Origin of the sequence: Modestobacter caceresii (genome assembly GCF_000761485.1) — a bacterium.
GTDB lineage: Bacteria > Actinomycetota > Actinomycetes > Mycobacteriales > Geodermatophilaceae > Modestobacter > Modestobacter caceresii.
On record NZ_JPMX01000020.1, the window covers coordinates 1 to 25216 of the forward strand.

Sequence of the window (25216 nt, forward strand, 5' to 3'; positions counted from 1 at the left end):
GGGCGCCGGTGCGGGGGCGGGGGCGGGCGGCGGAGGTGGCGGCGGCGGGGCGACCGCGTGGGTGACGGTCACCGCGGCACCGGGGAGCACCTGACCGACCGGGTCGAGCGCGATCACCGAGCCGTCGGGGACGTCGCCGGTCTGCAGTGGCCGCAGCGTCGGGACCAGACCGCGCTCGACCAGCTCGGCCTGCACCTCGGCCGCCGGCCGGCCCACGTAGTCCGCCGTGGAGAGCGAGACCAGCTGCACCACCGGGGTGCTCGGGGGCGTCGGTTCGGCGGTCGCGGTCGGCTGGGCGGTGGCCGGCGGGTCCTCGCGGTCGGTGGCGAGCTGGAGCAGGCCGAAGGTGCTCCCCATCGCGACGAGGAAGGCGAGCAGGGTGGCGACCAGGAACGGCCAGCGGCGACGGCTCTCCTGCTCGGGCTCGTCGACGTCGTCCTCGTCGGCCGGGGGGAGCGTGTAGGTCTGGGTCGCCGGGAAGGGCGGCAGCGGGGTCGGGGTGCGGACGGCAGGCATCTCCGCCGTCCGGATGGCCGGCATCACCGCCGTCCGTGGCCCGGTGTCCGCCTCGCCGACGGGCCGCCCGGCGAGGACGTCGTCGATGGCGGCGCGGAAGGCGGCGCCGTCGGCGAACCGCTCGGCGGGGTCCTTGGCGATGGCGCGCTCGATCAGCCGGCGCACGGGAGACGGGACGTCATCGGGCAGCGGCGGCGGGACCTCCCGGATCCGCCGGAGCGCGACCTCCACCGCGTCCCCGCCGTCGAAGCCGCGGTGCCCGGCCAGGCACTCGTAGCCGACCAGGCCGAGGGCGTAGACGTCGCTGGCCGGGGTGGCACGGTTGCCGGCGGCCTGCTCGGGGGAGAGGTAGTGGGCGGTGCCGACGACCTCGCCGGTGATGGTCAACGGCACGCTGGTGGCGGAGACCGCGACGCCGAAGTCGGTGAGCTTGACCCCGCCGTCGTCGGCGAGGAGGACGTTGCCCGGCTTCACGTCCCGGTGGACGACGTCCGCGGCGTGCGCGGCCGCCAGCCCGGCGGCGCACTGCCGGAGCACCTGCAGCGTGCGGTCCGGCGACAGCCGCGGCTCACGGCGCAACAGCGTCGCCAGCGACTCGCCGCGGACCAGCTCCATCACCAGGTAGGCGAGGTGCTCGCCGCGGGTGCTGGCGTCCGGCAGCACCTCGCCGTAGTCGAAGAGGGTGGCGATGTGCGGGTGCACCAGGCCGGCGGAGTGCTGCGCCTCGGCCCGGAAGCGGGCGAGGAAGGTCGCGTTGGCGGTGTACTCGCTGCGCAGGATCTTGACCGCGACGTCCCGGCCGAGCACGGTGTCGCGGGCGCGCCACACCTGGCCCATGCCGCCGGAGGCGATCAGCGTCTGCAGCTCGTAGCGCCCCCCGAGGAGCTGACCGTTGGGGTGCACCGGCACATCCTCCACGTTCGGCCGCGCCGGCGTGGGGCTCCTGGGGCGGGAGTCACAGCTGGCAGAGGAGCTCTCCGGAACTCAGGAGTTGGAGCTGGGTCCGGAGGTCGCCGATCCGCGCCTCGGCCTCCGCCACGAGCGCGTCGTGCACCCGGCCCCAGTCGGCGGGGGTCGGGTCCGACGGGAGCTCGGCGAGCACCGCAGCGACCTCCGCGACCGTGAGCCCGATGCGTTGCGACACCCGGGCGACCTTCACCCGGCAGGCGGCGTCGGGGCCGAAGCGCCGTTGGTTCCCGGACGTGCGCACGCTGCTGATCAGGCCGTGCTGCCCGTAGAAGCGGACTGCGGAGGCGGCCACGCCACTGGCCTCGGCGACCTGGCCGACGGTGAGACCGTCTGCGACCTTGACTTCAACCATTGTTGAAGTCCTAGCGTCGCCGGCATGACCAGTCAAGACAGACAGGGGCCGGGGGACCGGCCGATGACGCTGACGATCGTGGTGGCCAGCACCCGTGCGGTCCGTGGTGGGCCGGTGGTCGCGGGGTGGTTCGCCGCGGTCGCCGGACGGCGGGGTGACCTCCGCGTGGAGGTGCTGGACCTCGCCGACGTGCGGCTCCCCGACGTGGGGTCGGCGGCCGGTGCAGGGGCCACGTCGGCCGTCTCCAGCCGGCTGCACCAGGCGGATGCGTTCGTGGTCGTCACCCCGGAGTACAACCACAGCTACCCGGGGCCGCTGAAGAACGCCATCGACACCTTCGACGCCGAGTGGCACGCCAAGCCGGTGGGCTTCGTCAGCTACGGCGGCATCTCCGGTGGGCTCCGGGCGGTCGAGCACCTGCGGCCGGTGTTCGCCGAGGTGCACGCCACGACCATCCGGGAGACGGTCAGCTTCGCCCACTACGGCGAGCTGTTCGACGAGGCCGGCCGGCTCCGGGCCCCGGAGCGGGCGACCGCCGCGGCCGAGCGCCTGCTGGAGCAGCTGGTGTGGTGGGGGCAGGCCCTGCGCACCGCCCGCGACCGTGCGCCCTACGCGGCATGACCGGGGCTCCCGCCGATCGGCCCCGCGCCGCGATCGGCCCCGTCCCCGACGACGTCGCCGAGGCGGTCACCGCCGTCCTCGCCGGCATCCAGTCGGGCTTCAACGCCAAGACCCCCGGCACCTCGATGGCCGCCTTCCTCGCCGACGCCGTCTCCGTGTCCCCGGACGGCCGGCGCACCAGCGGCGCGGATGAGCTCACCGGGTACCACGAGCACCGGCTGACCGGACCGGCACGGCACTGGCGCATCCGGCAGGAGGTCCAGCAGCTGACCCTGGTGGACGAGGACACGGTGATCGCCGACGTCCACCAGCGGATGGAGACCCCGGAGGGCGACTTCACCAACCGGGGGACCGCCGTCCTGGTCCGGCGGGCAGGGGGGTGGTGGATCGCCCGGTTCCACAACACCCGCGTCGCCGGGGGCTGACCACGGCGGCTGGCTCAGCCGTCGCCCCCGTTCCCCTGGTTCCCGTTCCCACCGCCCTCGGTGCCGTTCCCGCCGCCTTCGGTGCCGTTGCCGCCGCCCCGGTCGTCGTCGCCCTCGTCCGGCTCGTCCTCGTCGGCCTCGTCCTCGTCGCCGTCGGTCGGGGTCGGCGTCGGGGTGGGGGTCGGTGCGGGCGGGGCGGTGGCGTAGGTGACGGTGACGACGGTGCCCTCGGCCAGCTCGCCGTCCGGGCTGACGGCGAGGACCGCGCCTTCGGTGGCGTCGGCCGTCTCCCGCGGGACGGTGGTGACCGACAGGCCGAGGCCGGTCAGGTCGGACTCGACGTCGGAGAGCCGCCGGCCGATGTAGTCGGCGGCGTCCACCTCGACCAGCTCCACGCTGGGGGTGGTCGCCTCGGTGGGGGTCGTGGCCGGGGAGGTCTGCTCGGTGCTCGTCGTCGGGGTCGTCGTGGGGTCGGCCGTCCCGTCGTCGCCGAGCACCTGGAACCCGACGACGGCGACGACGGCCGCGATCAGCACGCCGAGCAGCGGGAGCAGCAGGCGGCGGCGCCTGCCCTCCCGCTCCCGCTCGGGACCAGGCCCGGCCGCACCGGCACCGACGGCGCCCACCCCGGCGGCGGCCACGGCCCCGCCGACGGCCGGCATGACCCGCGTGCTCGGCGACTGTGCCGACACCCCGGCTGCGGGGAGCACCGTCGTCCGGTCGGTCTGCGGCAGGGGGCGCCCGGCGCGGACGTCGTCGATCGCGGTGCCGAAGGCGGCGCCGTCCGGGAAGCGCTGGGCCGGGTCCTTGACCATCGCGGCCGCGACGAGCTGGCGCACCGGGGCCGGGACGTCGTCCGGCAGGGGGGCGGCGGTGTCCCGGATCTGCATCAGCGCGACCTGCACCGAGCTCTCCGCGTGGAAGGCGTGGTGGCCGGCCAGGCACTCGTAGCCGACGACGCCGAGGGCGTAGACGTCGCTGGCCGCGGTGGCCCGGTCGCCCTGGGCCTGCTCGGGGGAGAGGTAGTGCGGGGTGCCGATGACCTGGCCGGTCTGGGTGAGCGGCACGCTGGAGCCGGAGACGGCGACACCGAAGTCGGTGATCTTGACGGTGCCGTCGTCGCCGATCAGCACGTTGCCGGGCTTGACGTCGCGGTGGACGACGCCGGTGGCGTGGGCGGCGGCCAGGCCGGCGGCGCTCTGCCGCAGCACGTCGAGGGTGCGCTCGGGGCTCAGCCGGCCCTCGCGGCGCAGCAGTGCCGACAGCGACTCGCCGCGCACCAGCTCCATCACCAGGTAGGCGAGGTGCTCGTCGCGCGGGCCGGCTGGTGGGACCTCGCCGTAGTCGAACAGCGTGGCGATGTTCGGGTGCACCAGGCGGGCGGCGAGCTGGGCCTCGGCCCGGAAGCGGGCCAGGAACGTCGGGTCACCGGTGAACTCGCTGCGCAGCACCTTCACCGCGACGTCCCGCTCGAGCAACGTGTCGCGGGCCTGCCAGACCTGCCCCATGCCGCCGGTGGCGATCAGCGCGGTGAGCTCGTAGCGCCCGCCCAGGAGCTGACCGTCCGGGTGCATGTGGCTCCTCCCTGGTGCGCTGCCCGGGGCGTCCGGACGCCCCATCCCACCAAGTCGAGCCTGCGGTGGCGACCCCGGGCCCCCGATCAGGGGGGCCAAAGTCGCGATTTTGGCCCCTGCGGTTCCTGGGTCAGACGGTGGCGGGCACCGTGTGCACCAGGTCGGCGATCTCGCGCTTGACCGCGTTGAAGGCCGGGCTGGTCACGTCGCGGTCGGTCAGGTCGACCGGGACGATCCGGCGGATGGAGCCGGGCACGCCGTGCGAGGCGCCGCCGGTCATCACCACGACCCGGTCGGCGAGGTAGACCGCCTCCTCGATCGAGTGGGTCACGAAGACCACCGTCGTCCGGGTGTCGACGTGGATCCGCTTGAGCTCGGCCTGCAGGTCCGCCCGGGTCAGCGCGTCCAGCGCGCCGAACGGCTCGTCCATCAGCAGCAGTGACGGGTCGTTGGCCAGCACCCGGGCGATCGCCACCCGCTGCTGCATGCCGCCGGACAGCTGGGCGGGGTACTTCCCGGCGAACCGGGTCAGCCCGACGGCGGCGATGAACCGGTCGGTGACCGCCGCGACCTCGGCCCTGGGCAGCTTCTTGCGGGAAGGGCCGTAGGCGACGTTCTCCCGCACTGACAGCCAGGGGAACAGGCCGTAGTCCTGGAAGACGACGCCGCGGTCGGGGCCGGGGCCGGTGACCGGCGTCCCGCCGACCTCGACGACGCCGCCGCTGGGCCGCTCGAAGCCGGCCAGGATGCGCAGCAGCGTGCTCTTGCCGCAGCCGCTGGCGCCGACCACGGCGACGAACTCACCGGAGGCGATGGTCAGGTCGACGTCGGCCATCGCGGCGACCCCACCGGCGTAGACCTTGCTCAGGCCGGCGATGCGGACGTCGGCGGTGCGGCCGGCGGAGAGGTGTTCGGTGTCCATCGTCGGCTCCTACTTGATCAGCGGGCGGTCGCGGAACAGGACGCGGAAGAAGAGCGTCAGCAACCGGTCGGAGAGGAAGCCGGCGACGGCGATGCAGATCATCCCGACGACGATCTGGTCGGTCTGCACGACGTCGCGGGCCAGGAAGATCGTCGAACCCAGACCGGTCGGGACGCCGGTGGTCTCGCTGAGCACCAGGATCACCCAGGCCAGGCCCAGGCCCACCCGCATGCCGTTGACGATCGCGGGCGCGGCGGCCGGCAGGACCACCCGCAGCAGCGTGCCGACGCCGGAGGTGCCGAGCATCCGGGCGGCCTCCAGCAGCCGTTCGGGCACCTGGCGGGCGCCGCTGATGGTGCCCAGCACGATCGGGAAGAAGGCGGACAGCGTGATCAGGAAGATCGACGCCTGGTCGCCGTAGCCGATGAGCAGCGCGACCAGCGGCACCCAGGCGGTCGCCGGGATCGGCCGGAACAGGTTGATCATCGGGTCGAACAGCGAGTTGGCGGTGCGGAATCGGCCCATCAGCACGCCGAGCGGCACGGCGATCAGGGTGGCCAGGGCGAAGCCGGAGACGACGCGCAGCGCGCTGGCCGGCAGGTCCTCCCACAGCAGGCTGCTGAAGGCGTCGTCCCGGGTGCCGGCGACGTAGTTGACCAGCCCCGCGGCGACGTCGGCGGGGTAGGGCAGGAAGCCCATCCGGATGCCCAGCGGCAGCTCCCACTCCTGCGCCCGGCCGAGGTGCCAGAGCACCAGGAACAGGACCGGGACGGGCAGGCCGAGCAGCACGGTGGGCAGCCGCCCGCGGCCTCGCCGGCGGGGCGTGTCGGGGACCGTGGGGGCGGCGGCCGCGACGGGGACGGTGGCGACGTCGGTGGTGGTCATGGGGGTCCTCTCCTCCCGCAGGGCGGGAGGGGCGCCGGCGCGGGTGCGCCGGCGCCCCGGGGGGCTCAGGCGGACGGGGCGAAGGAGGTGTCGACGAGGTCGGCCGCGGTGGGGGCGGTGTCGATGACCCCGAGGGTGACCATCGCGTCGGCCAGCGCCTCGACCTGGGTCTGGTACTCCTCGCTCAGGTCGGCGCGCAGCCAGAAGTTGTCCAGCGCCGACTCGAAGACGCCCTGGTCGCCACCGAACTCCGCGACCATCTCCGGCAGCCACTCGTCGACGTTGTCGGCCATGTACTCGGTGGTCTCCGCGTGGGTGTCGACGACCTGCTGCACCAGTTCCGGGTCCTCGGCGATCAGCGCACCGGTGGTGGTGAGGCCGAGGTTCACCCGCCCGATCGGGGTGGCGTAGGGGTCGGTGAGCTCGTTCGCGCCGGCGGCGGTGGCGAGCGAGACGGCGATCTCGGTGCCGAAGAAGGCATCGATCGAGCCGCTGCCCAGAGCCGAGGCCATCTCCGGCGGCGGGACGGCGATCAGCTCCAGGCTGCTCGGGTCGATGCCGTTCTCCTCCAGGATCAGCCGCATCGCGATCTCCGGGGCGCTGCCCTGGATGTAGCCGACCGTCTTGCCGGTCAGGTCGGCGACGGTCTCGATGCCCTCGCCCCCGATGAAGCCGAAGCCGCCGTCGGCCGCGGAGGCGACCAGGGTGATGTCGCGGTCCTGCGCGACCGAGGCGACCGTCGCCACAACACCGGTGATCGCGAAGTCGACGGCGCCGGAGATGACGGCGTCGGTCAGCGAGGGCGCGGTGTCCAGGACGACGACCTCGAACTCGACCCCCTCGGGGGCGTACTCGTCGTAGAGGAACGGGGCGTAGAAGTGCGGCTGGCCGCGCAGGGTCCCGATCGTGACGGTCTGGGTGCCCCCGTCGTCGCTGCCGCTGGCCTCGGCGGAGTCGGACGAACAGGCAGCCAGCGCCAGGACGGTGGTGGCTGCGACGGTGCCGGCGATCGCGCGCCGGACGAGCTGGGGGCTCATGGGTCTCCTTCGAGGCCGACGTGGCCGGCCGCCGTACGCGGACGGCGGGCGGACGAAGAGCGCGCTGTGCGTTCTCGAGGGAGACCTCACCCTCCGCGTGTGCGGCAGCCGTGTCCGAGACGTGACGGTGCCGTTACGTGGTGTCCCGGCGGTCGGAGATGTCTCACAGTCGCTGACCGGTACCGGCTCGGTCGTGGGCGACCGATACCTCCCTTGGTCGTTCTGCGAGAGGAATCCACGGATGAGGTCCCGCCCCCGTTCTGTCGGCGATCGGTTGGCCGTGCTGGCCGGCGCCCGGCTCGATCTGCTGCGGGTCGCCCCCGGCGCCCGGTCCAAGTACGTCGCCCTCGGTGGCGTGCTGGTCAGCACCGGTGCGCTGGCCGCGCTGTCGATGGCGTTCGCCGTGCACATGGCGCTGGGCGCCTGGTGGTGGATCGCCGTCCTGATCGGTCTGGGCTGGGGGCTGGTGATCCTCAACCTGGACCGGATGCTGCTGGTCGGGATGGGCCACGACTCGTCCTGGTGGCGCAACGTGGGGCTGGCGGTGCCGCGGCTGGCGCTGGCCGTCGTCCTCGGCACGGTCATCTCCACGCCGCTGACGCTGCAGGTGTTCAGCAAGGAGGTCGACGCCACGATCGTGACGCTGCAGGCGGAGGCGGCCGAGAAGTTCACCGACGAGCTGGACGCCGACGCCCGGTACGCGCAGATCCCGGTGCTCACCCGGTCGATCGCCGACGACCAGGCCGTGGTCGCCAGCGGCGGCGCGACCGACCCGAACACCGACCCGCGGGTGGCGGCGGCGCAGGCCGAGCGGGACAGCAAGAAGGCCGTCTACGACGCGGCGTCGGGCCGGTACGACGAGCTGCAGGCCAAGGCGCAGTGCGAGCTCGACGGCACCTGTGGGTCCGGCGACGAGGGTCAGGGCGCGGCGTACTTCGCCGCGGCGGCGGCGGCTGGTCAGCAGGCGGCGGTGCGGGAGACGGCGAAGGCCGAGCTGGACGCCGCCGAGGCGGCGCTGCTGCAGACGCGCACCACGGCCGAGAAGGACGCCGTCGGTGCCGCGGCCCGCAGCGTGGCGCTGGCCAAGGCCGCGCTGGTGACCGACCAGGCCGAGCTGAGCCGGCTGACCGACGCGCGACTGGCCGAGCAGGCCGCGTTCGACGCGGAGAACAGCCAGAGCGACGGCATCCTGGCCCGGCTCGAGGCGATCGACCGGCTGTCGGAGGAGCGGCCGATGGCGCACGTGGCCCACGTGATGCTCTTCCTGCTCTTCCTCAGCGTGGAGATCCTCCCGGTGCTGATGAAGACGCTGCTGAACTTCGCCCTGCCGACGGCCTACGACCGGCTGGTGAAGGTGCGCGACGACGAGGAGGTCGAGGCCGAGGAGATCCGGCGCGACGGCCGGCAGCGGGCGCAGCAGGCCCGGGCCGACCTGATCGTGGCGGCCGAGACCGACCGGATCGCGCGGGAGATCCTGGACCGCGACCTCGCCGCCCGCGAGGAGGCCGCCCGGGCAGCCGAGCGCAAGGCCCGCCGCAAGGAGGCCCGTTCGCTGCGCGGCCTGCTGCGGCGGATCACACCCGGCCGCGGCGGCGCCGAGCCGGAGGTCTTCGAGCCGACCCTGGAGCCGATCGAGCCGACGCTGGACACCGGCGAGCTCGAGGCGATGATGGCCGCACCATCGGGCGTGAGCCTGTTCGGGACGACGGCGGTGCCCGCGCCCCGGCCGGCCGCCGAGCTGCTGCAGCCGGTGACCGAGGACCGCTGATCCCTCTCCTGCTCCACCTGACCGCCGACCCGGGTCCACCCGGGTCGGCGGTCTGTATTTCCCGGGCGGGTGACCGCGCTCACTCGTCCGGGTGAAGAGCCGTTTGGACGATCGAGTTGTGTGCCATCCATCAGGGGTGACGAACAGCGTCGTTCCCGCGCCCGGCCGCACCGCCCCGGCCTCCATCGCCGACCTGCTGGACCAGCACACCGCCCCGGCGCTGGCGCTGGCCCGGCGCATCCTGGTCGACGACCGGCTCGCCGAGGACGTCGTCCAGGAGGCCTTCGTCGCCTACTGGCGCGACCCGGCCGCCTTCGACGGGGCCCGCGGCTCGTTCCGTTCCTGGTTCCTGGCGCTGGTGCACCACAAGGCGGTGGACGCCGTCCGGCACGAGTCCTCGCAGCAGCGTCGGCTGGACGGGGTGGCGGAGCGGTTCCGGGAGGAGTCCCCGCTCGACGTGGCCGAGCTGGTCGCCGGCCGGATGGCCGACGCGCGGGTGCGCACGGCCCTGGCGGAGCTGCCCGCGGTGCAGCGGGAGGCGCTGGTGCTGGCGTACTGGGGTGGCTACACGCAGCGGGAGATCGCCCAGCGCACCGGCGCTCCGCTGGGCACGGTGAAGACCCGGATGATGGTCGGCATGCGGCGGCTGCAGAACGGGCTCACCGCCGTCGTCCCGGGGCTGGCGGTCCGGCCCGGCATCCCGCCGGTCGCCACCGCACTGCCGGCGACCGATGCCTGAGCCCGGTCTGGTCTGATCGCGCCATGCCGTCGCCCGGGGTGCCGCTGGAGAAGCTGGGTTTCCTGACCATCGGCCTGTTCGACGAGGCCGACCCGCGGGGCGGGCACGAGTCGACGCTGCGGGTGATCGAGCTGGGGGAGCAGCTGGGCTTCGACAGCGCCTGGCTGCGCAACCGGCACCTGCAGTACGGCATCTCCTCCCCGGTCGCGGTGCTGGCGGCGGCCACCCAGCGCACGTCCCGGATCGAGCTGGGGACGGCGGTGATCCCGCTGGCGTGGGAGAACCCGCTGCGCCTGGCCGAGGACCTCGCGACGGTCGACGTGCTGAGCGGCGGCCGGCTCAACCCCGGGTTCTCGGTTGGCCCACCGATGCACTGGGACGACGTCCGGGCCGCGCTGTACCCGGACACCGCCGACGTGGAGGACTTCACCTACGAGCGGGTGGCCCGGCTGCTGCGCTTCGTCGAGGGCGCGCCCGCGTCGTCCTTCGCCGGCCGGGAGGGTGTGGTGGAGGAGTGGTCGGATCGGGTGCAGCCGCACTCGCCCGGGTTGCGGTCGCGGCTCTGGTACGGCGGCGCGTCGCTGAGGTCGGCGGTCTGGGCAGGGGAAAAGGGGTTGCACTTCCTGAGCTCGTCGGTGGTCAAGGCGGAGACCAGCGAGGACTTCGCCACCGAGCAGGCCGCCCAGTTGCAGGCCTTCAAGGCCGCCAACCCGACCGGGCGGGCGTCGCAGGGCCTGGTGGTCATCCCGACCGACTCGGCGTCGGCGGATCAGCGGGCGAAGTACGCCGCCTACGTCGAGGCGCGGCTGCCGCGGACGGCGACCCCGCAGGGGCCGGCCCGGCTGATGTTCGCCCCCGACCTGGTCGGGACGTCGGAGCAGATCGCCGAGCAGCTGTACGCCCACGCCGGTTTCCGCGAGGTGACCGAGGTGGTCTTCGCGCTGCCGTTCAGCTTCGAGCACGACGACTACGTGCAGATCCTCACCGACATGGCCCAGCACCTCGGCCCGGCGCTGGGCTGGTCGCCCACCGCCTGACGGCCGGCCGTCAGGCCGGGTTTACCGTCGACTCAGCGAAGCGGACAACCCGATCCGTTTCCTTGGTCGAGGAGACCCGCATGACCACAGTCCTGCTCGCCGGCGCCAGTGGTGACCTCGGTGCTCGCACGATCCGCGCCTTGGTCGCGAGAGGGGCCGACGTCCGGGCGCTGGTCCGCACCGGCGCCGGCCCGGAGAAGACCGCGCGGCTGGCGGGGCTCGGCGCCACCGTCGTGGAGGCCGACCACGACGACCCCGCCGACCTGCGGCGGGTGAGCGAGGGGGCCGACGTCGTCCTCTCCACCCTCAACGGGCTGCGGGACGTGATGGTCGGCCTGCAGACCCGGCTGCTGGAGGCCGCGGTGGCGGCCGGCGTCCCGCGGTTCATCCCCTCGGACTTCTCCGCCGACTACCGGCGCGTGGCCCCCGGCTCGAACCGGAACTTCGAGCTCCGCCGGGACTTCGCCCGGGTGCTCGACCGTGCTCCGATCCGGGCGACGTCGGTGCTCAACGGCGCCTTCGCCGACCTGCTCACCGGCCAGGCGCCGATCGTGCTGTCCGGCCGGGACCGGGTCCTGTACTGGGGCGACGCCGACCAGCCGCTGGACTTCACCACCAAGGACGACACCGCGGCGTTCACCGCCGACGCCGCTCTGGACGAGGCCGCCCCGCGGTACCTGGAGGTCGCCGGCGACACCGTCACCGCCCGGCAGCTGGCCGCGACGATGACCGAGCTGACCGGGCGGCGGTTCCGGCCGACCTGGGCCGGCACGCCCGGCCTGATCGCCGGGGTGGCCAAGGTGGGTCGTGCGGTGTCCCGGGACGAGGAGTCGCCATTCCCGGTGTGGCAGGGGATGCAGTACCTGCACAGCATGTTCAGTGGGGACGCCGAGCTCGGGCCGCTGGACAACGACCGCTACGGTCCGCGGGACTGGACGACGGCACGGGAGGTGCTCGCCGCGCGATGACCGGGTCGACGCCGCTGCGCCGGGACGCCGCGCGCAACCGGGAGCGGGTGCTCGCGGCGGCACGGCAGCTGTTCGCCGAGACCGGCCGGGCGGTCACGCACAACGAGGTGGCGCGCGCGGCCGACGTCGGCGTCGGCACGGTCTACCGGCGCTTCCCGACCCGCGAGGACCTGATGCTCGCCCTGTTCGAGGACCAGCTCGCCCTCGTCGGCCGGCTCGCCGACGAGGCGCTCGCGGCCGACGACCCGGGCGAGGGCCTGCGCCGGTTCCTGGTGCAGGTGGTGGAGCTGCAGGCCGGCGACCGGGGGCTGCAGGAGTTCATGCTCGGGCCGCAGGCGCGGGCCCGGGCCGGAGCGGCGACGTCCCGGATCGCACCGGTGGTCGGGGCGCTGCTCGACCGGGCGAAGGAGCGCGGGCAGGTGCGGCCGGAGGTGACCGCGCTGGACGTCGCGCTGATCCCGGTGATGGTCGGCGCGGTCACCACCCGGTCGCGGGACGTCGCCCCGGAGATCTGGCGGCGGGTGGTGACGATCGCGCTGGACGGCCTGCGGCCGACCGACGGCGAGCTGCCCGGGCCGCCGCTGACGCCGGCGCAGTTCGAGGAGGTCGTCAGCCGGGGGCGCTGAGCCTGCTCAGGTGACGGGCTCGGCGACCCAGTGGCCGGTGTGCGCGACGTCCGTGGTGGCCGGGTGCTGGCAAGTGGGGCACGGCTCGGTGGTCAGGGTGCCCTCCTCGGTCAGCCGCTTGCGAAGTCGGCGCATCGAGGTCTCGCCGCCGGTCAGGTCGGCGAGCCAGCTGTTGAGCGCGTCGTCGGTTCGGGTGCTCATGCAATCGGTACTCGGCAGTCCGAGGTCCGGTCGTGACCGTGCGACGCGCCACGGGGCCCGCCGCACCGCGACCGGACCCGCATCGATTAGACAGTGACCCATGACCGAGGCGACGACGAAGAACGACGCTGGCTGGCTCTCCGGTGAGGAGATGGACGCCGCGCGCGAGCGGCTGCCCATCCTCTACGTCGACGCGGTGCCGGTGCGGGTCGACGACCAGGGCGTGGTGACCTCGGTCGGTCTGCTGCTGCGGGCCGGCAGCGACGGGCTGGTCAAGCGGGCGCTGGTGTCCGGTCGGGTGCTCTACCACGAGCGGGTGCGGTCGGCGCTGCTCCGGCACCTGGAGAAGGACCTCGGCCCGCTCGCGCTGCCCCGGGTGCCGCCCGCGCCGCAGCCGTTCACCATCGCCGAGTACTTCCCGACGCCGGGGGTGACGCCGTTCCACGACCCGCGGCAGCACGCGGTGTCGCTGGCCTACGTCGTCCCGGTCGAGGGTGACTGCGCACCGCAGCAGGACGCGCTGGAGCTGACCTGGTTCACCCCGCAGGAGGTCCGGGAGCCGACGCTGCTGGCCGAGCTGGCGAACGGGCAGAGCCACCTGCTGCTGCAGGCCCTGGCGCACCTCGGGGTCTAGTTCCTCGTTCTCAGCCGGCAGCTCGGCGGCGTCCGGCGCGGGCGGCGAAGGCGTCCACCGCGGTGAGCACCTCGGCTGCCTGCCAGAGCCGGTTGCGGGCCCGGCCGGTGAACTCGGTGACCACGCCGGCGGCCACGAGCGGCTCGAGGGCACGCAGGGCGTTGCCGGGGGAGACGCCGAGCTCGCGGGCGATGGTGGCGGCGTCGAGCACGGGCTGGCGCACGAGCAGGTCCGCCACTCGCCAGGCGGTTGCGTCGCGGCGGGCGAGGACGACGTCGTCCCAGCGGGCGCGCACCTGGTGCAGGTCGGCGACCAGGTGTCGGGCGTTCACCACTGCCGACAGTGCGCCGGTGGACAGGGCCGACACGATCGGGTCGATGTCGCCCTCGCGGTAGGCGGTGAGCGCAGCGAAGTAGCCGTCGACCTCACTGAGCAGCCCGGCGGACACCGGGACGGTGACGGCGCGGGTGAGTTCGTACCGGCGCAGCAGCGCGTGGATCAGCGCGCGGCCCGTGCGGCCGTTGCCGTCGGGGAAGGGGTGGATGGTCTCGAACTGGGCGTGGCTGACCGCGGCGAGCACCAGCACCGGGACGTCCTCCCGGTGCGCGAAGGCGACCAGGTCGTCGATCAGCGCCGGTACGTCGTCGGCGACCGGCGGGATGAAGGCCGCCCCGTGCGGCCCGTAGGAGTCCCCGCCGATCCAGACCTGGTCGGTGCGCCACCGTCCGGCGATGGTGGGTTCGACCTCGTCGAGCAGGGCGGCGTGCATCGCCAGGATCGTGCTCGGGCTCAGGTCGCCGGCCAGGTCGAGTGCCGCCCGCATGGCCCGGACGTTGCCGAGGATGGACGCCGCATTACGGCTGGCGCCGTCCCCGAGTTCGGCGACGGCGATGGCCCGGGCGCCGGCGGTGAGCTGCTCGATCTGCGACGAGGACGCCGACTCACTGCGGAGCAGGACGGTGGCGAACGGGGCGATCTCGCCGCCGAGCTCCGCGTCGAACCGGGCGATCTCCCGAGAGGCCTCGTCGGCCAGCGCCGAGGTCGCGGCGTCGAGGGTGGGCCTCGCGGTGGCGATCAGCGGGACCACGGCTGCCCGGTAGGGACCCGAGTGGCGCAGTCGAACCGACCGGGGGACGACGTCGGACGGCAGTCGCGGGTACCAGGGCACCTCCTGGTCGGACAACGTCGGCCACGGCGATCCGGCTGAGAACACAGGGTCACCTTATTCTCAGATCCGCACTTAAGTGAGAATAACGGCCCGGGTGTCACTCAGATCGGTGTGCCGGGGCGGCGGTATCTGCGCTGCTATGTCCCCGGTCAGCGTTCGCGGACGAGCAGCGGCTGGGAGACCTGGCCGATCTCGCCGGCGGCGTCGGACAGCGTGCCCAGGCACAGCCCGATGCCGTCGGCGGCGATCGAGCTGCGGGCGGACAGGTGCACCCACTCGCCGTCCGGCTCGCGGGTCAGGTGGGTGGTCATGCCCGGCGGGATGGACAGCCAGCTGCTGATCGGCAGCTCGGCGGAGAGGCCGTTGGCGGCGTCGGCGGCGACCAGCGTGCGGTCCAGCGGGGTGAGCTCCTGGCCGGCGATCAGCGGGACCAGGACCCGGGTCCAGACGTCGGCCGGGCCGGTCTCGTCCGGTGAGCCGGCGGTGCAGCGCCAGTCGAGGGCCTGGCCGAAGCCCCAGTCGGGGAGGTGCGGGAGGAACGAGCTGGACACCTCCGGGACGGCGGGCGGCGGGGTCAGCTCGGTGACCACCGGCGGCGTCGGGCCGGTGGCGATCGACCAGACCCGGGCGACGGCGACCGTGCGGCCCTCGACGGTCATCGCGGCCTCGGTGAGGTCGATCCGCCGGCCGGGGCGGACGGGGGAGACCTCGATGGTCAGCTCGCGGCGGGGGATGGCGCCGAAGAAGTCGACGCTGACCCGGGCCGCCCGCAGGTGCTCACCCGCGGCGGCGGTCGCCAGGTGCGCCAGCAGCGCGGACGGCGGCCCGCCGTGCTGGGCACTGGTCTCCCAGGGGCTCTCGGTGGCCCGGGTGGGGGAGAAGCGGTTGTCACCGAGCGGTAGGTAGAAGGCCTCGAGGTCCATGGCCCGGAGTCTGGCCGAGGGTGTCGCACGGAGCGCGGGACGATCCTGCTGGACCTCCACGGTGGAACGGAGGGGTGATGGTCACCGCGGAGACGGTGGGTGGACGGCGGCTGTTGCCGGAGTGTCGCCGGGTGATTACTGATATGACAACAGCCGTCCTGATAGCCCGTCCGTATCAACAGCGCCCGTTGTCGGTATTGGACGCCCCGACGTGCTCCGACCACCCTTCAGGGATGTCCTTCCCCCGGAGCTCCCGCGGCGCCGGCCGAGTGTCGGAGGTCAGGTGGCCGCTCTGACCCGGGCGTCGGCAGATGTCCGCCCGCGGCGGTGGACGTCGGCGCTCGCGTCGTGCCTGGCCGCGGTCGCCGTGGCGATCAGCTGCCTGCTGCTGGATGCAACGCCGGCCCTGGCCGCCGGCGAGGTGGTCCAGGGCCGCCTCGTCGACGCTGCGAACCAGCCCGTCCCGGACGTGGAGGTCACGCTCAGCCAGGGCGGCGACGAGGTCGCCTCCGTGACCAGCGGCGCGGACGGGCGCTGGGAGATCCCGGTGCCGGCTCCCGGGACCTACGAGGTGGGCCTCGACGAGGAGTCGCTGCCGGCCGGGATCAGCCTCCGGGAGGGTGCCGAGGCCAGCCGGGAGGTGACGGTCGACCCGGGCAGTCTGCGCAACGTCCTGTTCCCACTGGGCCAGGTGGAGACCTCGGGATCCGGCCTCGGCGCCGCACTGGCCCAGGCGACGCTGGACGGCCTGCTGCTGGGTGCGCTCATCGGGATCACCGCGATCGGCCTCTCGCTCATCTTCGGCACGACCGGTTTGATCAACTTTGCGCACGGCGAGCTGGTCACCGTGGGGGCGGTGGTCGCGTTCGGGTTGAACGCCGCCGGGCTGCACATCGCGCTGGCCGCCCTGGTGGCCATCCCGGTCGTCGCCGCGCTCGCCGGCGGCAGCGAGCTGGTGCTGTGGCGCCCGATGCGGCGCAGGCGGGCAAGCCAGGTCTCGATGTTCATCGCGACGATCGGGCTCGCCCTGCTGCTGCGTCAGGTCGTCCTGGTCGTCTACGGGGGCAACCCGCGCTCTTATGAGCAGTACGGGCTGCAGCAGGTCTGGCAGTGGGGTCCGCTGAGCATCACCCCTCGGGACGCATCGATCCTGGGCATCGCGCTGCTGGTGCTGGTGCTGATCGGGCTGACGCTCACCCGTAGCCGGCTGGGCACGGCCGTCCGGTCGGTCTCGGACAACCGCGCGCTCGCGGGGTGTTCGGGGATCAACGTGGACCGTGTGGTGTTCCAGGTGTGGCTCGCCGGGGGTGGGCTGGCCGCGCTCGGCGGTGTGCTCTACGGGCTCAGTCAGGCGGTGACCTGGAACATGGGCTTCAACCTGCTGCTGCTGATGTTCGCCGGGGTCATCCTCGGCGGGCTCGGAACCGCCTTCGGAGCCGTGGTGGGGAGCCTCGTCGTCGGCCTGCTCGCCCAGCTGAGCACCGTCTTCTTCGACAGCGAGCTGCAGACCGTGTGGGCGCTGCTGCTGCTGATCCTGGTCCTGCTCGTGCGGCCCCAGGGGCTGCTCGGCCTGCGCGAGAGGGTGGGCTGATGGATCTGATCGCCGTGCTGGCGGACGCCGTGCGGGCGGCCGTCGGACCTCAAGCGGCGGTCTTCGCGCTGGCCGCCGTGGGGCTCAACCTGCAGTTCGGCTACGCCGGCCTGATGAACTTCGGCCAGGCCGGGTTCATGCTCGTCGGCGGCTACGGCATGACCGTGAGCGTCACCCGCTACGGCGCCCCGCTGTGGCTGGGCGTGCTGATCGGGCTGCTCATGGGGTTCTTGCTGGCCCTGCTGCTGGGGGTCCCCACCCTGCGGTTGCGCGGTGATTACCTCGCCATCGCAACGATCGCTACCGCGGAGATCCTGCGCCTGCTCTTCAGGTCGGAAGCCGCGGCCCCGCTCACCTACGGCGTTTTCGGCGTCCAGCAGTTCGCCTCCGGCTTCTACGACCTCAACCCCTTCGGCGGGGGCAGCTACGGGATCGGCCGGTTCTCCCTCTCCGGCGGGCAGCTGTGGATCGCCCTGGTCGGCTGGCTGCTGGTGGCAGCGGCGGTCGCTCTCACGGCGCTGCTGGTGAGCAGCCCCTGGGGCCGGGTCATCCGAGCGATCCGCAACGACGAGGAGGTGGTCCGGGCGTTGGGCAAGAACACCTACGCCTACAAGCTCCAGGCGCTCGTGCTGGGCGGGCTCATGGCCTCCGTCGCGGGGATGGTGCTGGCCCTGGCGTCCCAGGCCGTCACCCCGGACACCTACACCGCCGACCTGTCGTTCTACGCGTTCGCCGTCCTCCTGCTCGGCGGCGTCGGGCGCGTGCTGGGTCCGGTGGTCGGCGCCGTCCTGTTCTGGCTGCTGCTCGCGGCGAGCGACTCGCTGCTCCGGCAGGCCATCACCAGCGGCGTCATCAGCGACGAGCTGCTCTCCACCTCCGACGTCGGGCCGATCCGGCTGGCCCTCGTCGGCATCGCGCTCATCCTGTTCATGTACTTCCGCGCGGGCGGGCTGTTGTCCCGGCGGACGCCGAAGGCCGCAGCAACGGCGAAGGCGGAGGTGGCGGCATGACGAGCAGTCCGAGCGGCCACGAGACGACCCAGTCGATCCTCAGCGCCCAGGGAGTGCAGCGCCGCTTCGGTGGCCTCACCGCCGTCGACGTCGACGACTTCGTCGTGCGCGGCGGGACGATCACGGCCCTCATCGGACCCAACGGGGCCGGGAAGTCGACCTTCTTCAACGTCCTCACCGGGTTCGACCGGGCCGACGCCGGCGCCTGGCAGCTGGAGGGACGCGAGGTCACCGGGCTGCCGGCCTACCGGCTCGCCCGGCAGGGCATGGTGCGTACGTTCCAGCTCACCCGCAGCCTGGCGGACCTCACGCTGGAGGAGAACGTCCTGCTCGCGGCCCCGGGGCAGCGCGGTGAAGGCATCGGGGGAGCCCTCTTCGGCCGGCGGAGCTGGCGGCGTCAGGAGGCGGACAACACCGAACGGGCGCAGGAGCTGCTCGCCCGGTTCGGGCTCGAGCAGATGGCCGGCCAGCCTGCCGGCGTGCTGTCGGGTGGTCAGCGCAAGCTGCTGGAGATGGCCCGGGCCCTGATGAGCGAGCCGCGGTTGCTCCTCCTCGACGAGCCCATGGCCGGCGTCAACCCGCGGCTGGTCGAGACGCTGCTCGACCACATCCGGCAGGTCCGCGCGGAGGGGACGACGATCCTCTTCGTCGAGCACGACATGGACGTCGTCGCCGACATCAGTGACGACGTGGTGTGCATGGCCTTCGGGAAGGTGCTGGCCACCGGTACCCCGGCCGAGGTCATGCGGGATCCCGAGGTCATCGACGCCTACCTGGGATCGGACGAGGCCGGCGACGACGATTCCGCGCGCCTTGCGGGGAAGGGTCGGCAGCCATGAGCACCGGAGCCCACCGGGCGACGAGCAGCGGTCCTGGGGCGGAGCCGCCCGCGGACACCGTCCTCGCGGTCAGCGGCGTCACCGCTGGCTACACACCCGGCGTCCCGATCCTGCAGGACGTGTCCCTGCACGTCGGCGGCCGTGAGCTCGTGGGCATCTTCGGCCCCAACGGCGCCGGCAAGTCGACGCTGCTCAAGGCCGTCTTCGGGCTCGTCTCGGTGAGTGCGGGCACCGTGCGCTTCGACGGGACCGACATCACCGGCGCGCCGTCCCACGAGCTGGTGGGCCGGGGAGTGGGTTTCGTGCCGCAGCTGGACAACGTCTTCCCCCGGCTGACCGTGCGGGACAACCTGCGCATGGGCTCCTTCCTGCGGCCGAAGGAGTTCGCCGGCCGCTGGGAGGCGCTCGCCGAGCTCTTTCCCCGCCTGGTCGAACGGATGCAGGCGCGGGCCGGCTCGCTCTCGGGTGGTGAGCGGCAGATGTTGGCCATGGCACGGGCGCTGATGCCGGAGCCGCGGCTGCTCTGCCTGGACGAGCCGTCGGCGGGGCTCTCCCCGCGGGCGCAGGCGGAGGTGTTCGCCCTGATCTCCCGGATCAACGAGACGGGCACCGCGGTGCTGATCGTCGAGCAGAACGCGCGGCGCTGCCTGGCCATCTGCGACCGGGGCTACATCCTCGACCAAGGGCACAACGCGGTCACCGGAACGGGGCGCGAGCTGCTCGACGACCCCGCCGTGGTGGAGCTCTACTTGGGCAGACTGGGTGCGGCGACGCGAGCGGACGCTAGCCGGCCGGAAACTGACGAGGGGCGCCCGCCGTCCGACGAGCCTGGACGGTGACGATCTCCAGCACACGTTCGAGGGCGGGGAACGAACGGCCCGGGCACCAGGCCAGCGCCAGGGGCAGGCGCGGCGTCGGCGCAGCGATCCGCTCGTAACGCACGCCCGTCAGGTCGAGACGGCGGACCGCCTGCGGAACGAGGGACACCCCCATGCCCGAGGCCACCAGGCCGACCATCGTGTGCACGTGCTCGGCGTTGAACACGATGTTCGGCGAGAAGCCCGCCTGGCCGCAGGCCTGCACCACCACTTGCCAGAAGCCCTCCCCGTGCTCCCGGGTGAAGAGCACGAACGGCTCCTCCGCCAGGTCGGCGAGGACGACCGGCTGCCCCACCGGGAGGGGATGGTCCGCCGGCAGCGCGGCGACGAGCTCCTCCTCCTCGATCACCTGCACCGCGAGCGACGGCGTGGAGGCCGACGGCCTGAGCACTCCCAGGTCCAGCGTGTCCTCGATGAGCCCGGCCAGCTGCGGGCCGGACTCCAGCTCGACGGCGGACAGCGTGATCTGGGGCGCCTGCTGTCGCACGGCCCGCAGCAGTGCGGGCAGCTGCCCGTACAGCGACGAACCGACGAACCCCAGGCGGACCCGACCGATCCCGCCCGTCCGCACGTCCGCTGCGACGTCGAGGAGCCGGTCGGCCTGCGCGACGGTGCGTCGCGCCTCCACCTGCAGCATCTCTCCGGCACGGGTAAGCCGCACGTGCCGCCGGTCCCGCTCGAACAGCGTGAGGCCGAGTTCCCGCTCCAGTCGCTGGATCTGCTGGCTCAACGGCGGCTGGGCGATGTGCAGGCGTGCGGCGGCGCGCCCGAAGTGCAGCTCCTCGGCGACCGCGAGGAAGTAGCGCAGATGGCGGAGGTCCACGAAGCATTGATACAGCGTCCATATCACAACGGCGCCATTCGGTATTGGACGGTTTCACATCCGTCGCGGAACGCTGGACCGGGACCACTTCGGTTCTGCTGACGTTCCCAGGAGGCCTCGTGAGGACTCGCACGTTCCCGATCACCGTGCTGGCGGGGGTGCTCGCCCTGAGCGTCACGGCGTGCTCCGGCGGTTCGGACCCCGCCGAGGACGAGGGCTCTGCCCCCGCCGCCGCCCCCAGCGCGTCGAGCGACAGCCCCGCCCCCGAGGTCGAGTCCTCCCGGCCCGGGGACGGTCAGCTCGACCTGGGCTACGTCCTCGCCGAGACCGGCCCGCTCTCCGGCCTTGGCGTTGGGATCATCGCGGCGACCCAGCTGGCCGTGGAGGACGTCAACGCGGCCGGTGGCGTTCTGGGCCAGCCGGTGACGCTGTCCGGCGGCGACGAGGCCGGGGACCCGACCGTCGCCGGGCAGACCGTCGACCGACTGCTCGGCGAGGGCGTCGACGCCATCATCGGCCCGGTCTCCTCCGCGGTCTCGCTCTCGGTGCTCGACCGGATCGCCGGCGCCGGGGCTGTGCAGTGCGCCGGGGCCAACACGAGCGCCACCTTCACCGGCTACCCGGACAAGGGCCTCTACTTCCGGACCATCCCGGCGAACACCCGCCAGGGCCCGGTGCTCGCACAGACCGTCATCGGCGAGGGGGCTTCCCGGGTGGCGGTGGTCGTCCGCAACGACGACTACGGCCAGAGCCTCTCCCAGTCGGTGATCGAGCAGCTGGAGAGCGAGGGGGCCGAGGTCGTGGCCAACGTGCCGTACGACCCGGCGGCCACCACGTTCTCCGCCGAGGTGGCCGAGGTGGCCGCCGCCGAACCCGACGCCGTCGTGGTGATCGCTTTCCAGGAGGGGACCACGCTGCTGCGCAGCCTGATCGAGAACGGCCTGGGGCCCGCCGACGTGGGCGTCTTCGGCACCGACGGCATGTCGCTCGGCTCCCTCGGCCCGGCGGTGAGCGAGTCCGACCCGGGTGTCCTGGAGGGCATGCAGGCCACCCAGGCCTCCTCGCAGAACGACCCCGCCTTCCTGGACCGGCTGGTCGCGAGCAAGCCGCAGGTGTCGATCACGAACTTCACGCCTTACCACTACGACTGCGTGATCACCATCGCCCTGTCCGCGCTGCAGGCCGGCAGCGACGCGCCCGGCGACATCGCCCGGGCGATGCAGTCGGTGACCCGGGACGGCGAGGAGTGCGCGACGTTCGCCGACTGCGCCGAGCTGATCGCCGCGGGCACCGACATCGACTACAACGGGGTCTCCGGACCGCTGGACTTCACCGACGTCGGTGAACCGGAGATCGGGCTGTTCGACGTCGTCCGGTTCGACGAGACCGGGACGCCGCAGATCGTCCGGACCGTGGAGTCGCAGTGACGGCGCGGCCCGGGGCTCCTACGCCGGTGCGTGCCCAGATCCTCGACGACATCCGGCGCCGCTGCCAGGAGCGGGGGCTGGACGCCTACCTCGCGTACACCCCGTCCAACGTGCACTACACGAGCGGCTTCCAGAGCTACTTCCTCTCCGAGTGGCCCTGGCGGATGCTCGGCACGGTCCTCGTCCTGGTGCCGGCCGACCCGGCGCTGGAGCCGGCGATGATCATCAGCGACTTCGAGGCCGAGCAGGCTCGGCGCGTCTCCGGGATCGCCGACGTCCGCCCGTTCCGGGTCTGGGTCGAGCTGCGCAGCGCGGCCGACCTGCAGGTGGGTGCCGGACCCGACGCCGACGTCCCGCGGCCGGCGCAGTTCTCCGAGGACGAGCAGGACGCGATGCTGCGCAGTGCCCTCGCCGACCGGGGGTTGTTGGATGCGCGGATCGGCACGGACATGCGGTACGTGCTGCAGGACACCGTGCGGCGGATCGCCGGTTTCGCTCCCGACGTCGACCTGGTCGACATGACCGAGGACGTCTACGAGCTCCGGAGCATCAAGCACGACTTCGAGATCGAGGCGCTGCGCCGGGCGACGGAGCTGTCCGAGGCCGGGATGACGTTCGCCGCGAGCTCCGCGCAGCCCGGCATGACGGCGCTGGACATGCGGCACCGCTACGCCCTGGGGGTGATCCAGGCGGCCATGGGGACGGACCGGTACGCGGGCTTCAGCGACCACTGGGTGCTGCCCGCGGTCGGTGCCACGACGGCCATCGGGGTGGACTCCGAGCGGGGCATCGGGCTCGTCCCCGGCGACCTGATCAAGTTCGACTGCGGCACGACCGTGGACGGCTACCGGGGGGACGGCGGTCGCACGTTCAGCTTCCGGGAGATCCGGCCGGCGGCCCAACGGCTGTACCGCGTCCTGCTCGAAGCCCACGAGCTGGCCCGGGAGCGTCTGACGCCGGGCCGGCCGGTGCGTGAGGTGTTCGCGGCCGCGGAGTCGCACATCCAGCTCAACGGCTTCCCGCGCTTCACCCGCGGGCACTACGGGCACTCGGTCGGCCTGGACACCTTCCACGAGGAACCGCCGTTCCTCAGCCGGACGGAGGAACGGCTCATCCAGCCGGGCATGGTCTTCGCGGTCGAGACGCCGGCCTACTCCTCGGACACCGGCGCGGTCATGATCGAGGACCTCGTGGTGATCACCGCGACCGGCCACGAGGTGCTGCACCAGCTGCCGCACGAGCTGGTCGTCGTCCCCTGACCGGAACGGTCGAGCAACCGAAGGGCCCGCGCACCCTCGAGGCGGTTCATGGCGCGTGACCAGGCCGTGGCCCAGCCACGTCAATGCGCCGGGGCTGGTCGGCCCGGGCCAGTGCTAGGACGGCGCCACCCGGTATACGGCCAGCGCCTCGGCCGGGTGTCCATGGCCCGGAGTCTGGCCGGGTGCCGGGGGTCGATCCGGGTGGTGTCCCGTTCGTCGCGGTCGCTCGCCGAGACAGTGCCCAGCGTGAGTGATCAGTTACAGACTGTACGTGACCACGCTCCCATGGGTACGGAACGGTCTCGGTTGCGTGTCGGGCACTTCCGGCGGCGCACAGCCAGTGCCCAGGATGCCGGCATGACGTCAGCAGAGGTGGTCGGCAGCCGGCCGTCCCGCCGGGTCCGGGCTCGACTGCTCGTGCCGCTGGACGGGACGGCGGCCAGCTCCGCCGAGCTGGCGCGGGCACTGCGGGACGCGGTGCGGCAGGAGGGGTCGGTGCTCGCCTGCGCCGTGGTGGGTGCGCGGGCCGACGACGTCGAGCGTGCGCTGATCCGGGCCGCGCTGGAGACCCAGGTCGCCGAGGTGGTGGAGGCCATCGGGGTACAGGGGCACACCGAGATCGCGCTGCTCGACGAGGCGGTGTTCGAGGCGTTGTGCGACGTGGGCCGCGGTGGCGCGCTGGTCGTCGTCCAGGAGAACCGCCGGACGGTGCTGCGCTCGGCGCCGCCGCGGGAGCCGGTGCGCCCGATCGTCCGGCACGCCTGAGCCCCGCTCACGCCGTCTCGGCGTCGGGTGCGGTGGCGGTCCTCCCGGCCGCCCCGGGCTGCTGGCCCGGCGCCGCGACATCGGTGGGGGGTGGTCAGTCCGGCGGGCTGGGCGGCGTGCCACCGCCACCCGGTGCACCGCCACCGGGGCCGCCGCCGCCCGCCGGTGAGGCACCGGCGGTGGGCGTCGTGGTGGTGTCGACGCCGACGGGCAGGGACACGATGTAGCCGCTGGTCAGGTCCCCGGAGACGGTGGCCAGTTGGCTGGCACCGCTGTCGTCACCGAACACGTTGTCGCTGGTGAGGCTGACCTCGGCGAGGTTGCGCACCGAGCTCTCGTAGCCGCTGGTGGCGTACACCGCGTCGCAGACGTTCTTCGGCAGCGCGACCTGGGAGGTGGCGATGGCGTTGGTCGCATCGGTGATGCTGTCCTGATCGGGGTAGACCTCGAAGTGGATGTGCGGCCAGCGCCCGGTGTAGCAGGCCGGGACGATGCTGGTGAATTGCACCTTCCCGGCGGCGTCGGCGATCTGCACGCCGCGCAGGTAGTTCTCCTCGGTGATGCCCTCGGCGTACATGGAGTAGCCGCCGTCGCGGTCGCAATGCCACACGTACACGGCCACGCCCTCGAACGGCACGCCGCCGTTGGCCAGGTCCCGGATGGTCAGTTCGAGGGTCATCGGCACCCCCTCGGCGGTGCCGCTCGCATCGCCGAAGCTGGACCGGATGTCGCTGCGGACGATGCCGCTCTGCGCGAGCACGTCGGGGCCGTTGGACCCGTCGCCGGGGTAGGGGCCGGCGGTCTCGTCCGGGATCTCTCCCGAGGCGGTGGTCGCATCCGAGGACGCGCTGGTGGACGTCGCCGCGCTCGTCCCGCCGCAGGCGGCCAGGCCGAGTCCCGCCGCGCCGAGGCCGAGCGCGCCGAGCATCCTGCGGCGGCTGAACAACGTGCCCAGGTCGAAGTCGAGGCCCTGGTCGACGACCTCGTCCTCGGGACGGGGCAGCCGGCGTCCTTCGTAGCTGGGGCCGGGCTGGTCGTGGGCGGACATCGGAGCTCCTGTCAGGCGGTGGACGGCGTCGGGTCCACCGTCGCCCCCGCCCTCATGGCCCGTCCTTGAGCTCGCTGTGCGTCTCCTGGGCACGCCTTGCCCCGATGAGTCCCGGGGGCGTCGTCGCCTGAGGGGCCGAAGTCGCGACTTCGGCCCCTCAGAGGGTGTTGGGTATTTGATCGGCTACTTGTCGGAGTCGAGGTCTTCGGCC

General features: G+C 73.1%; 26 protein-coding genes. 15 read left to right on the top strand and 11 right to left on the bottom strand.

Translation table 11 applies throughout. The features are described 5' to 3' along the window. A partial coding sequence (locus tag IN07_RS06080; RefSeq protein ID WP_231558022.1) for a protein kinase domain-containing protein occupies positions 1-1419 on the bottom strand: 1419 nt, incomplete at its 3' end. 52 nt (positions 1420-1471) lie between these two features. Beyond that, entirely contained in the window at positions 1472-1837 is a 366-nt protein-coding gene (locus tag IN07_RS06085; RefSeq protein ID WP_036334380.1) for a MerR family DNA-binding transcriptional regulator, read from the bottom strand. Positions 1838-1900: 63 nt separating this feature from the next. Here IN07_RS06085 and IN07_RS06090 point away from each other — a divergent pair, with 63 nt between their 5' ends. Both IN07_RS06090 and IN07_RS06095 read left to right on the top strand, forming a co-directional pair. Continuing rightward, positions 1901-2458 (top strand): NADPH-dependent FMN reductase, encoded by a 558-nt coding sequence (locus IN07_RS06090; protein WP_231558023.1) that lies wholly within the window; start codon positions 1901-1903, stop codon positions 2456-2458. Further along, entirely contained in the window at positions 2455-2883 is a 429-nt protein-coding gene (locus IN07_RS06095; protein WP_036334382.1) for a YybH family protein, read from the top strand. The genes IN07_RS06090 and IN07_RS06095 overlap by 4 nt, the downstream gene beginning before the upstream one ends. A 14-nt stretch (positions 2884-2897) precedes the next feature. Here IN07_RS06095 and IN07_RS06100 read toward each other — a convergent pair whose 3' ends face one another. The 4 genes from IN07_RS06100 to IN07_RS06115 all read right to left on the bottom strand — a co-directional run bounded on the left by IN07_RS06100 (position 2898) and on the right by IN07_RS06115 (position 7301). Continuing rightward, positions 2898-4457 carry a Stk1 family PASTA domain-containing Ser/Thr kinase gene (locus tag IN07_RS06100; protein WP_036334383.1) on the bottom strand — a complete coding sequence of 520 codons (1560 nt, stop codon included), beginning with the start codon at positions 4455-4457 and terminating at the stop codon, positions 2898-2900. A gap of 130 nt (positions 4458-4587) precedes the next feature. Further along, a complete protein-coding gene (locus IN07_RS06105) occupies positions 4588-5379 on the bottom strand; it encodes an ABC transporter ATP-binding protein (protein ID WP_036334385.1) in 792 nt (263 codons plus the stop codon). 9 nt (positions 5380-5388) lie between these two features. Further along, positions 5389-6264 carry an ABC transporter permease gene (locus tag IN07_RS06110; protein ID WP_036334387.1) on the bottom strand — a complete coding sequence of 292 codons (876 nt, stop codon included), beginning with the start codon at positions 6262-6264 and terminating at the stop codon, positions 5389-5391. A gap of 65 nt (positions 6265-6329) precedes the next feature. Then, entirely contained in the window at positions 6330-7301 is a 972-nt protein-coding gene (locus IN07_RS06115; RefSeq protein ID WP_052090913.1) for an ABC transporter substrate-binding protein, read from the bottom strand. 241 nt (positions 7302-7542) lie between these two features. Here IN07_RS06115 and IN07_RS06120 point away from each other — a divergent pair, with 241 nt between their 5' ends. The 5 genes from IN07_RS06120 to IN07_RS06140 all read left to right on the top strand — a co-directional run bounded on the left by IN07_RS06120 (position 7543) and on the right by IN07_RS06140 (position 12439). Beyond that, positions 7543-9069 carry a DUF4407 domain-containing protein gene (locus IN07_RS06120; protein WP_036334408.1) on the top strand — a complete coding sequence of 509 codons (1527 nt, stop codon included), beginning with the start codon at positions 7543-7545 and terminating at the stop codon, positions 9067-9069. A gap of 136 nt (positions 9070-9205) precedes the next feature. Further along, positions 9206-9808 carry a sigma-70 family RNA polymerase sigma factor gene (locus IN07_RS06125; RefSeq protein WP_052090914.1) on the top strand — a complete coding sequence of 201 codons (603 nt, stop codon included), beginning with the start codon at positions 9206-9208 and terminating at the stop codon, positions 9806-9808. 23 nt (positions 9809-9831) lie between these two features. Continuing rightward, entirely contained in the window at positions 9832-10845 is a 1014-nt protein-coding gene (locus IN07_RS06130) for an LLM class flavin-dependent oxidoreductase (RefSeq protein WP_036334388.1), read from the top strand. 80 nt (positions 10846-10925) lie between these two features. Next, complete coding sequence (locus tag IN07_RS06135) at positions 10926-11813, top strand: NmrA family NAD(P)-binding protein (protein WP_036334389.1); 888 nt, start codon at positions 10926-10928, stop codon at positions 11811-11813. Further along, positions 11810-12439, top strand: coding sequence for a TetR/AcrR family transcriptional regulator (locus IN07_RS06140; protein WP_036334390.1), 630 nt, complete (start codon positions 11810-11812; stop codon positions 12437-12439). The genes IN07_RS06135 and IN07_RS06140 overlap by 4 nt, the downstream gene beginning before the upstream one ends. A 6-nt stretch (positions 12440-12445) precedes the next feature. Here IN07_RS06140 and IN07_RS06145 read toward each other — a convergent pair whose 3' ends face one another. Further along, a complete protein-coding gene (locus IN07_RS06145) occupies positions 12446-12640 on the bottom strand; it encodes a hypothetical protein (protein ID WP_036334391.1) in 195 nt (64 codons plus the stop codon). Positions 12641-12740: 100 nt separating this feature from the next. Between IN07_RS06145 and IN07_RS06150 the strand changes: the two genes are divergently transcribed. Beyond that, entirely contained in the window at positions 12741-13274 is a 534-nt protein-coding gene (locus IN07_RS06150) for an NUDIX hydrolase family protein (RefSeq protein ID WP_036334392.1), read from the top strand. A 10-nt stretch (positions 13275-13284) separates the two neighbouring features. Here the strand turns inward: IN07_RS06150 and IN07_RS06155 are convergent, their stop codons facing one another. Both IN07_RS06155 and IN07_RS06160 read right to left on the bottom strand, forming a co-directional pair. Then, positions 13285-14487, bottom strand: coding sequence for a Fic family protein (locus IN07_RS06155; RefSeq protein ID WP_036334393.1), 1203 nt, complete (start codon positions 14485-14487; stop codon positions 13285-13287). 104 nt (positions 14488-14591) lie between these two features. Beyond that, positions 14592-15365: a thioesterase family protein gene (locus IN07_RS06160; protein ID WP_036334395.1), complete on the bottom strand. Its 774-nt coding sequence runs from the start codon at positions 15363-15365 to the stop codon at positions 14592-14594. Between the two features lie 283 nt (positions 15366-15648). Here IN07_RS06160 and IN07_RS06165 point away from each other — a divergent pair, with 283 nt between their 5' ends. The 4 genes from IN07_RS06165 to IN07_RS06180 are packed head-to-tail and all read left to right on the top strand — an operon-like array spanning position 15649 to position 19644. Beyond that, positions 15649-16956 carry a branched-chain amino acid ABC transporter permease gene (locus IN07_RS06165; protein WP_052090916.1) on the top strand — a complete coding sequence of 436 codons (1308 nt, stop codon included), beginning with the start codon at positions 15649-15651 and terminating at the stop codon, positions 16954-16956. Beyond that, positions 16956-17966 (top strand): branched-chain amino acid ABC transporter permease, encoded by a 1011-nt coding sequence (locus tag IN07_RS06170; RefSeq protein ID WP_052090918.1) that lies wholly within the window; start codon positions 16956-16958, stop codon positions 17964-17966. Before IN07_RS06165 ends, IN07_RS06170 begins: the two co-directional genes overlap by 1 nt. Next, complete coding sequence (locus tag IN07_RS06175) at positions 17963-18805, top strand: ABC transporter ATP-binding protein (protein ID WP_052090921.1); 843 nt, start codon at positions 17963-17965, stop codon at positions 18803-18805. The genes IN07_RS06170 and IN07_RS06175 overlap by 4 nt, the downstream gene beginning before the upstream one ends. After that, on the top strand, positions 18802-19644 hold the full coding sequence (locus IN07_RS06180; protein WP_064972370.1) for an ABC transporter ATP-binding protein: 843 nt from the start codon (positions 18802-18804) through the stop codon (positions 19642-19644). Before IN07_RS06175 ends, IN07_RS06180 begins: the two co-directional genes overlap by 4 nt. Here IN07_RS06180 and IN07_RS06185 read toward each other — a convergent pair. Next, positions 19589-20506 (bottom strand): LysR substrate-binding domain-containing protein, encoded by a 918-nt coding sequence (locus IN07_RS06185; RefSeq protein WP_052090922.1) that lies wholly within the window; start codon positions 20504-20506, stop codon positions 19589-19591. The two genes, IN07_RS06180 and IN07_RS06185, sit on opposite strands and share 56 nt — an antisense overlap. A gap of 119 nt (positions 20507-20625) precedes the next feature. Between IN07_RS06185 and IN07_RS06190 the strand changes: the two genes are divergently transcribed. The 3 genes from IN07_RS06190 (at position 20626) to IN07_RS06200 (ending at position 23957) form a co-directional block, all read left to right on the top strand. Next, positions 20626-21933 (top strand): ABC transporter substrate-binding protein, encoded by a 1308-nt coding sequence (locus IN07_RS06190; RefSeq protein WP_036334397.1) that lies wholly within the window; start codon positions 20626-20628, stop codon positions 21931-21933. Between the two features lie 26 nt (positions 21934-21959). Next, entirely contained in the window at positions 21960-23192 is a 1233-nt protein-coding gene (locus tag IN07_RS06195) for a M24 family metallopeptidase (RefSeq protein ID WP_036334399.1), read from the top strand. A gap of 357 nt (positions 23193-23549) precedes the next feature. Continuing rightward, positions 23550-23957 (top strand): hypothetical protein, encoded by a 408-nt coding sequence (locus tag IN07_RS06200; RefSeq protein ID WP_156119056.1) that lies wholly within the window; start codon positions 23550-23552, stop codon positions 23955-23957. Positions 23958-24051: 94 nt separating this feature from the next. On the opposite strand, the gene IN07_RS06205 is transcribed toward IN07_RS06200, so the two are convergent. Then, on the bottom strand, positions 24052-25005 hold the full coding sequence (locus IN07_RS06205; protein ID WP_036334402.1) for an intradiol ring-cleavage dioxygenase: 954 nt from the start codon (positions 25003-25005) through the stop codon (positions 24052-24054). Positions 25006-25216: the final 211 nt, after the last annotated feature.

What these genes read in the sequence shown, in the direction of transcription:
- IN07_RS06135 (WP_036334389.1), top strand. Translation starts at nt 10,926, where the DNA reads ATGACCACAGTCCTGCTCGCCGGCGCCAGTGGTGACCTCGGTGCTCGC.
- IN07_RS06180 (WP_064972370.1), top strand. Translation starts at nt 18,802, where the DNA reads ATGAGCACCGGAGCCCACCGGGCGACGAGCAGCGGTCCTGGGGCGGAG.
- IN07_RS06175 (WP_052090921.1), top strand. Translation starts at nt 17,963, where the DNA reads ATGACGAGCAGTCCGAGCGGCCACGAGACGACCCAGTCGATCCTCAGC.
- IN07_RS06145 (WP_036334391.1), bottom strand. Translation starts at nt 12,640, where the DNA reads ATGAGCACCCGAACCGACGACGCGCTCAACAGCTGGCTCGCCGACCTG.
- IN07_RS06105 (WP_036334385.1), bottom strand. Translation starts at nt 5,379, where the DNA reads ATGGACACCGAACACCTCTCCGCCGGCCGCACCGCCGACGTCCGCATC.
- IN07_RS06090 (WP_231558023.1), top strand. Translation starts at nt 1,901, where the DNA reads ATGACGCTGACGATCGTGGTGGCCAGCACCCGTGCGGTCCGTGGTGGG.
- IN07_RS06100 (WP_036334383.1), bottom strand. Translation starts at nt 4,457, where the DNA reads ATGCACCCGGACGGTCAGCTCCTGGGCGGGCGCTACGAGCTCACCGCG.
- IN07_RS06120 (WP_036334408.1), top strand. Translation starts at nt 7,543, where the DNA reads ATGAGGTCCCGCCCCCGTTCTGTCGGCGATCGGTTGGCCGTGCTGGCC.
- IN07_RS06140 (WP_036334390.1), top strand. Translation starts at nt 11,810, where the DNA reads ATGACCGGGTCGACGCCGCTGCGCCGGGACGCCGCGCGCAACCGGGAG.
- IN07_RS06200 (WP_156119056.1), top strand. Translation starts at nt 23,550, where the DNA reads ATGACGTCAGCAGAGGTGGTCGGCAGCCGGCCGTCCCGCCGGGTCCGG.
- IN07_RS06170 (WP_052090918.1), top strand. Translation starts at nt 16,956, where the DNA reads ATGGATCTGATCGCCGTGCTGGCGGACGCCGTGCGGGCGGCCGTCGGA.
- IN07_RS06150 (WP_036334392.1), top strand. Translation starts at nt 12,741, where the DNA reads ATGACCGAGGCGACGACGAAGAACGACGCTGGCTGGCTCTCCGGTGAG.
- IN07_RS06205 (WP_036334402.1), bottom strand. Translation starts at nt 25,005, where the DNA reads ATGTCCGCCCACGACCAGCCCGGCCCCAGCTACGAAGGACGCCGGCTG.
- IN07_RS06095 (WP_036334382.1), top strand. Translation starts at nt 2,455, where the DNA reads ATGACCGGGGCTCCCGCCGATCGGCCCCGCGCCGCGATCGGCCCCGTC.
- IN07_RS06160 (WP_036334395.1), bottom strand. Translation starts at nt 15,365, where the DNA reads ATGGACCTCGAGGCCTTCTACCTACCGCTCGGTGACAACCGCTTCTCC.
- IN07_RS06115 (WP_052090913.1), bottom strand. Translation starts at nt 7,301, where the DNA reads ATGAGCCCCCAGCTCGTCCGGCGCGCGATCGCCGGCACCGTCGCAGCC.
- IN07_RS06110 (WP_036334387.1), bottom strand. Translation starts at nt 6,264, where the DNA reads ATGACCACCACCGACGTCGCCACCGTCCCCGTCGCGGCCGCCGCCCCC.
- IN07_RS06130 (WP_036334388.1), top strand. Translation starts at nt 9,832, where the DNA reads ATGCCGTCGCCCGGGGTGCCGCTGGAGAAGCTGGGTTTCCTGACCATC.
- IN07_RS06085 (WP_036334380.1), bottom strand. Translation starts at nt 1,837, where the DNA reads ATGGTTGAAGTCAAGGTCGCAGACGGTCTCACCGTCGGCCAGGTCGCC.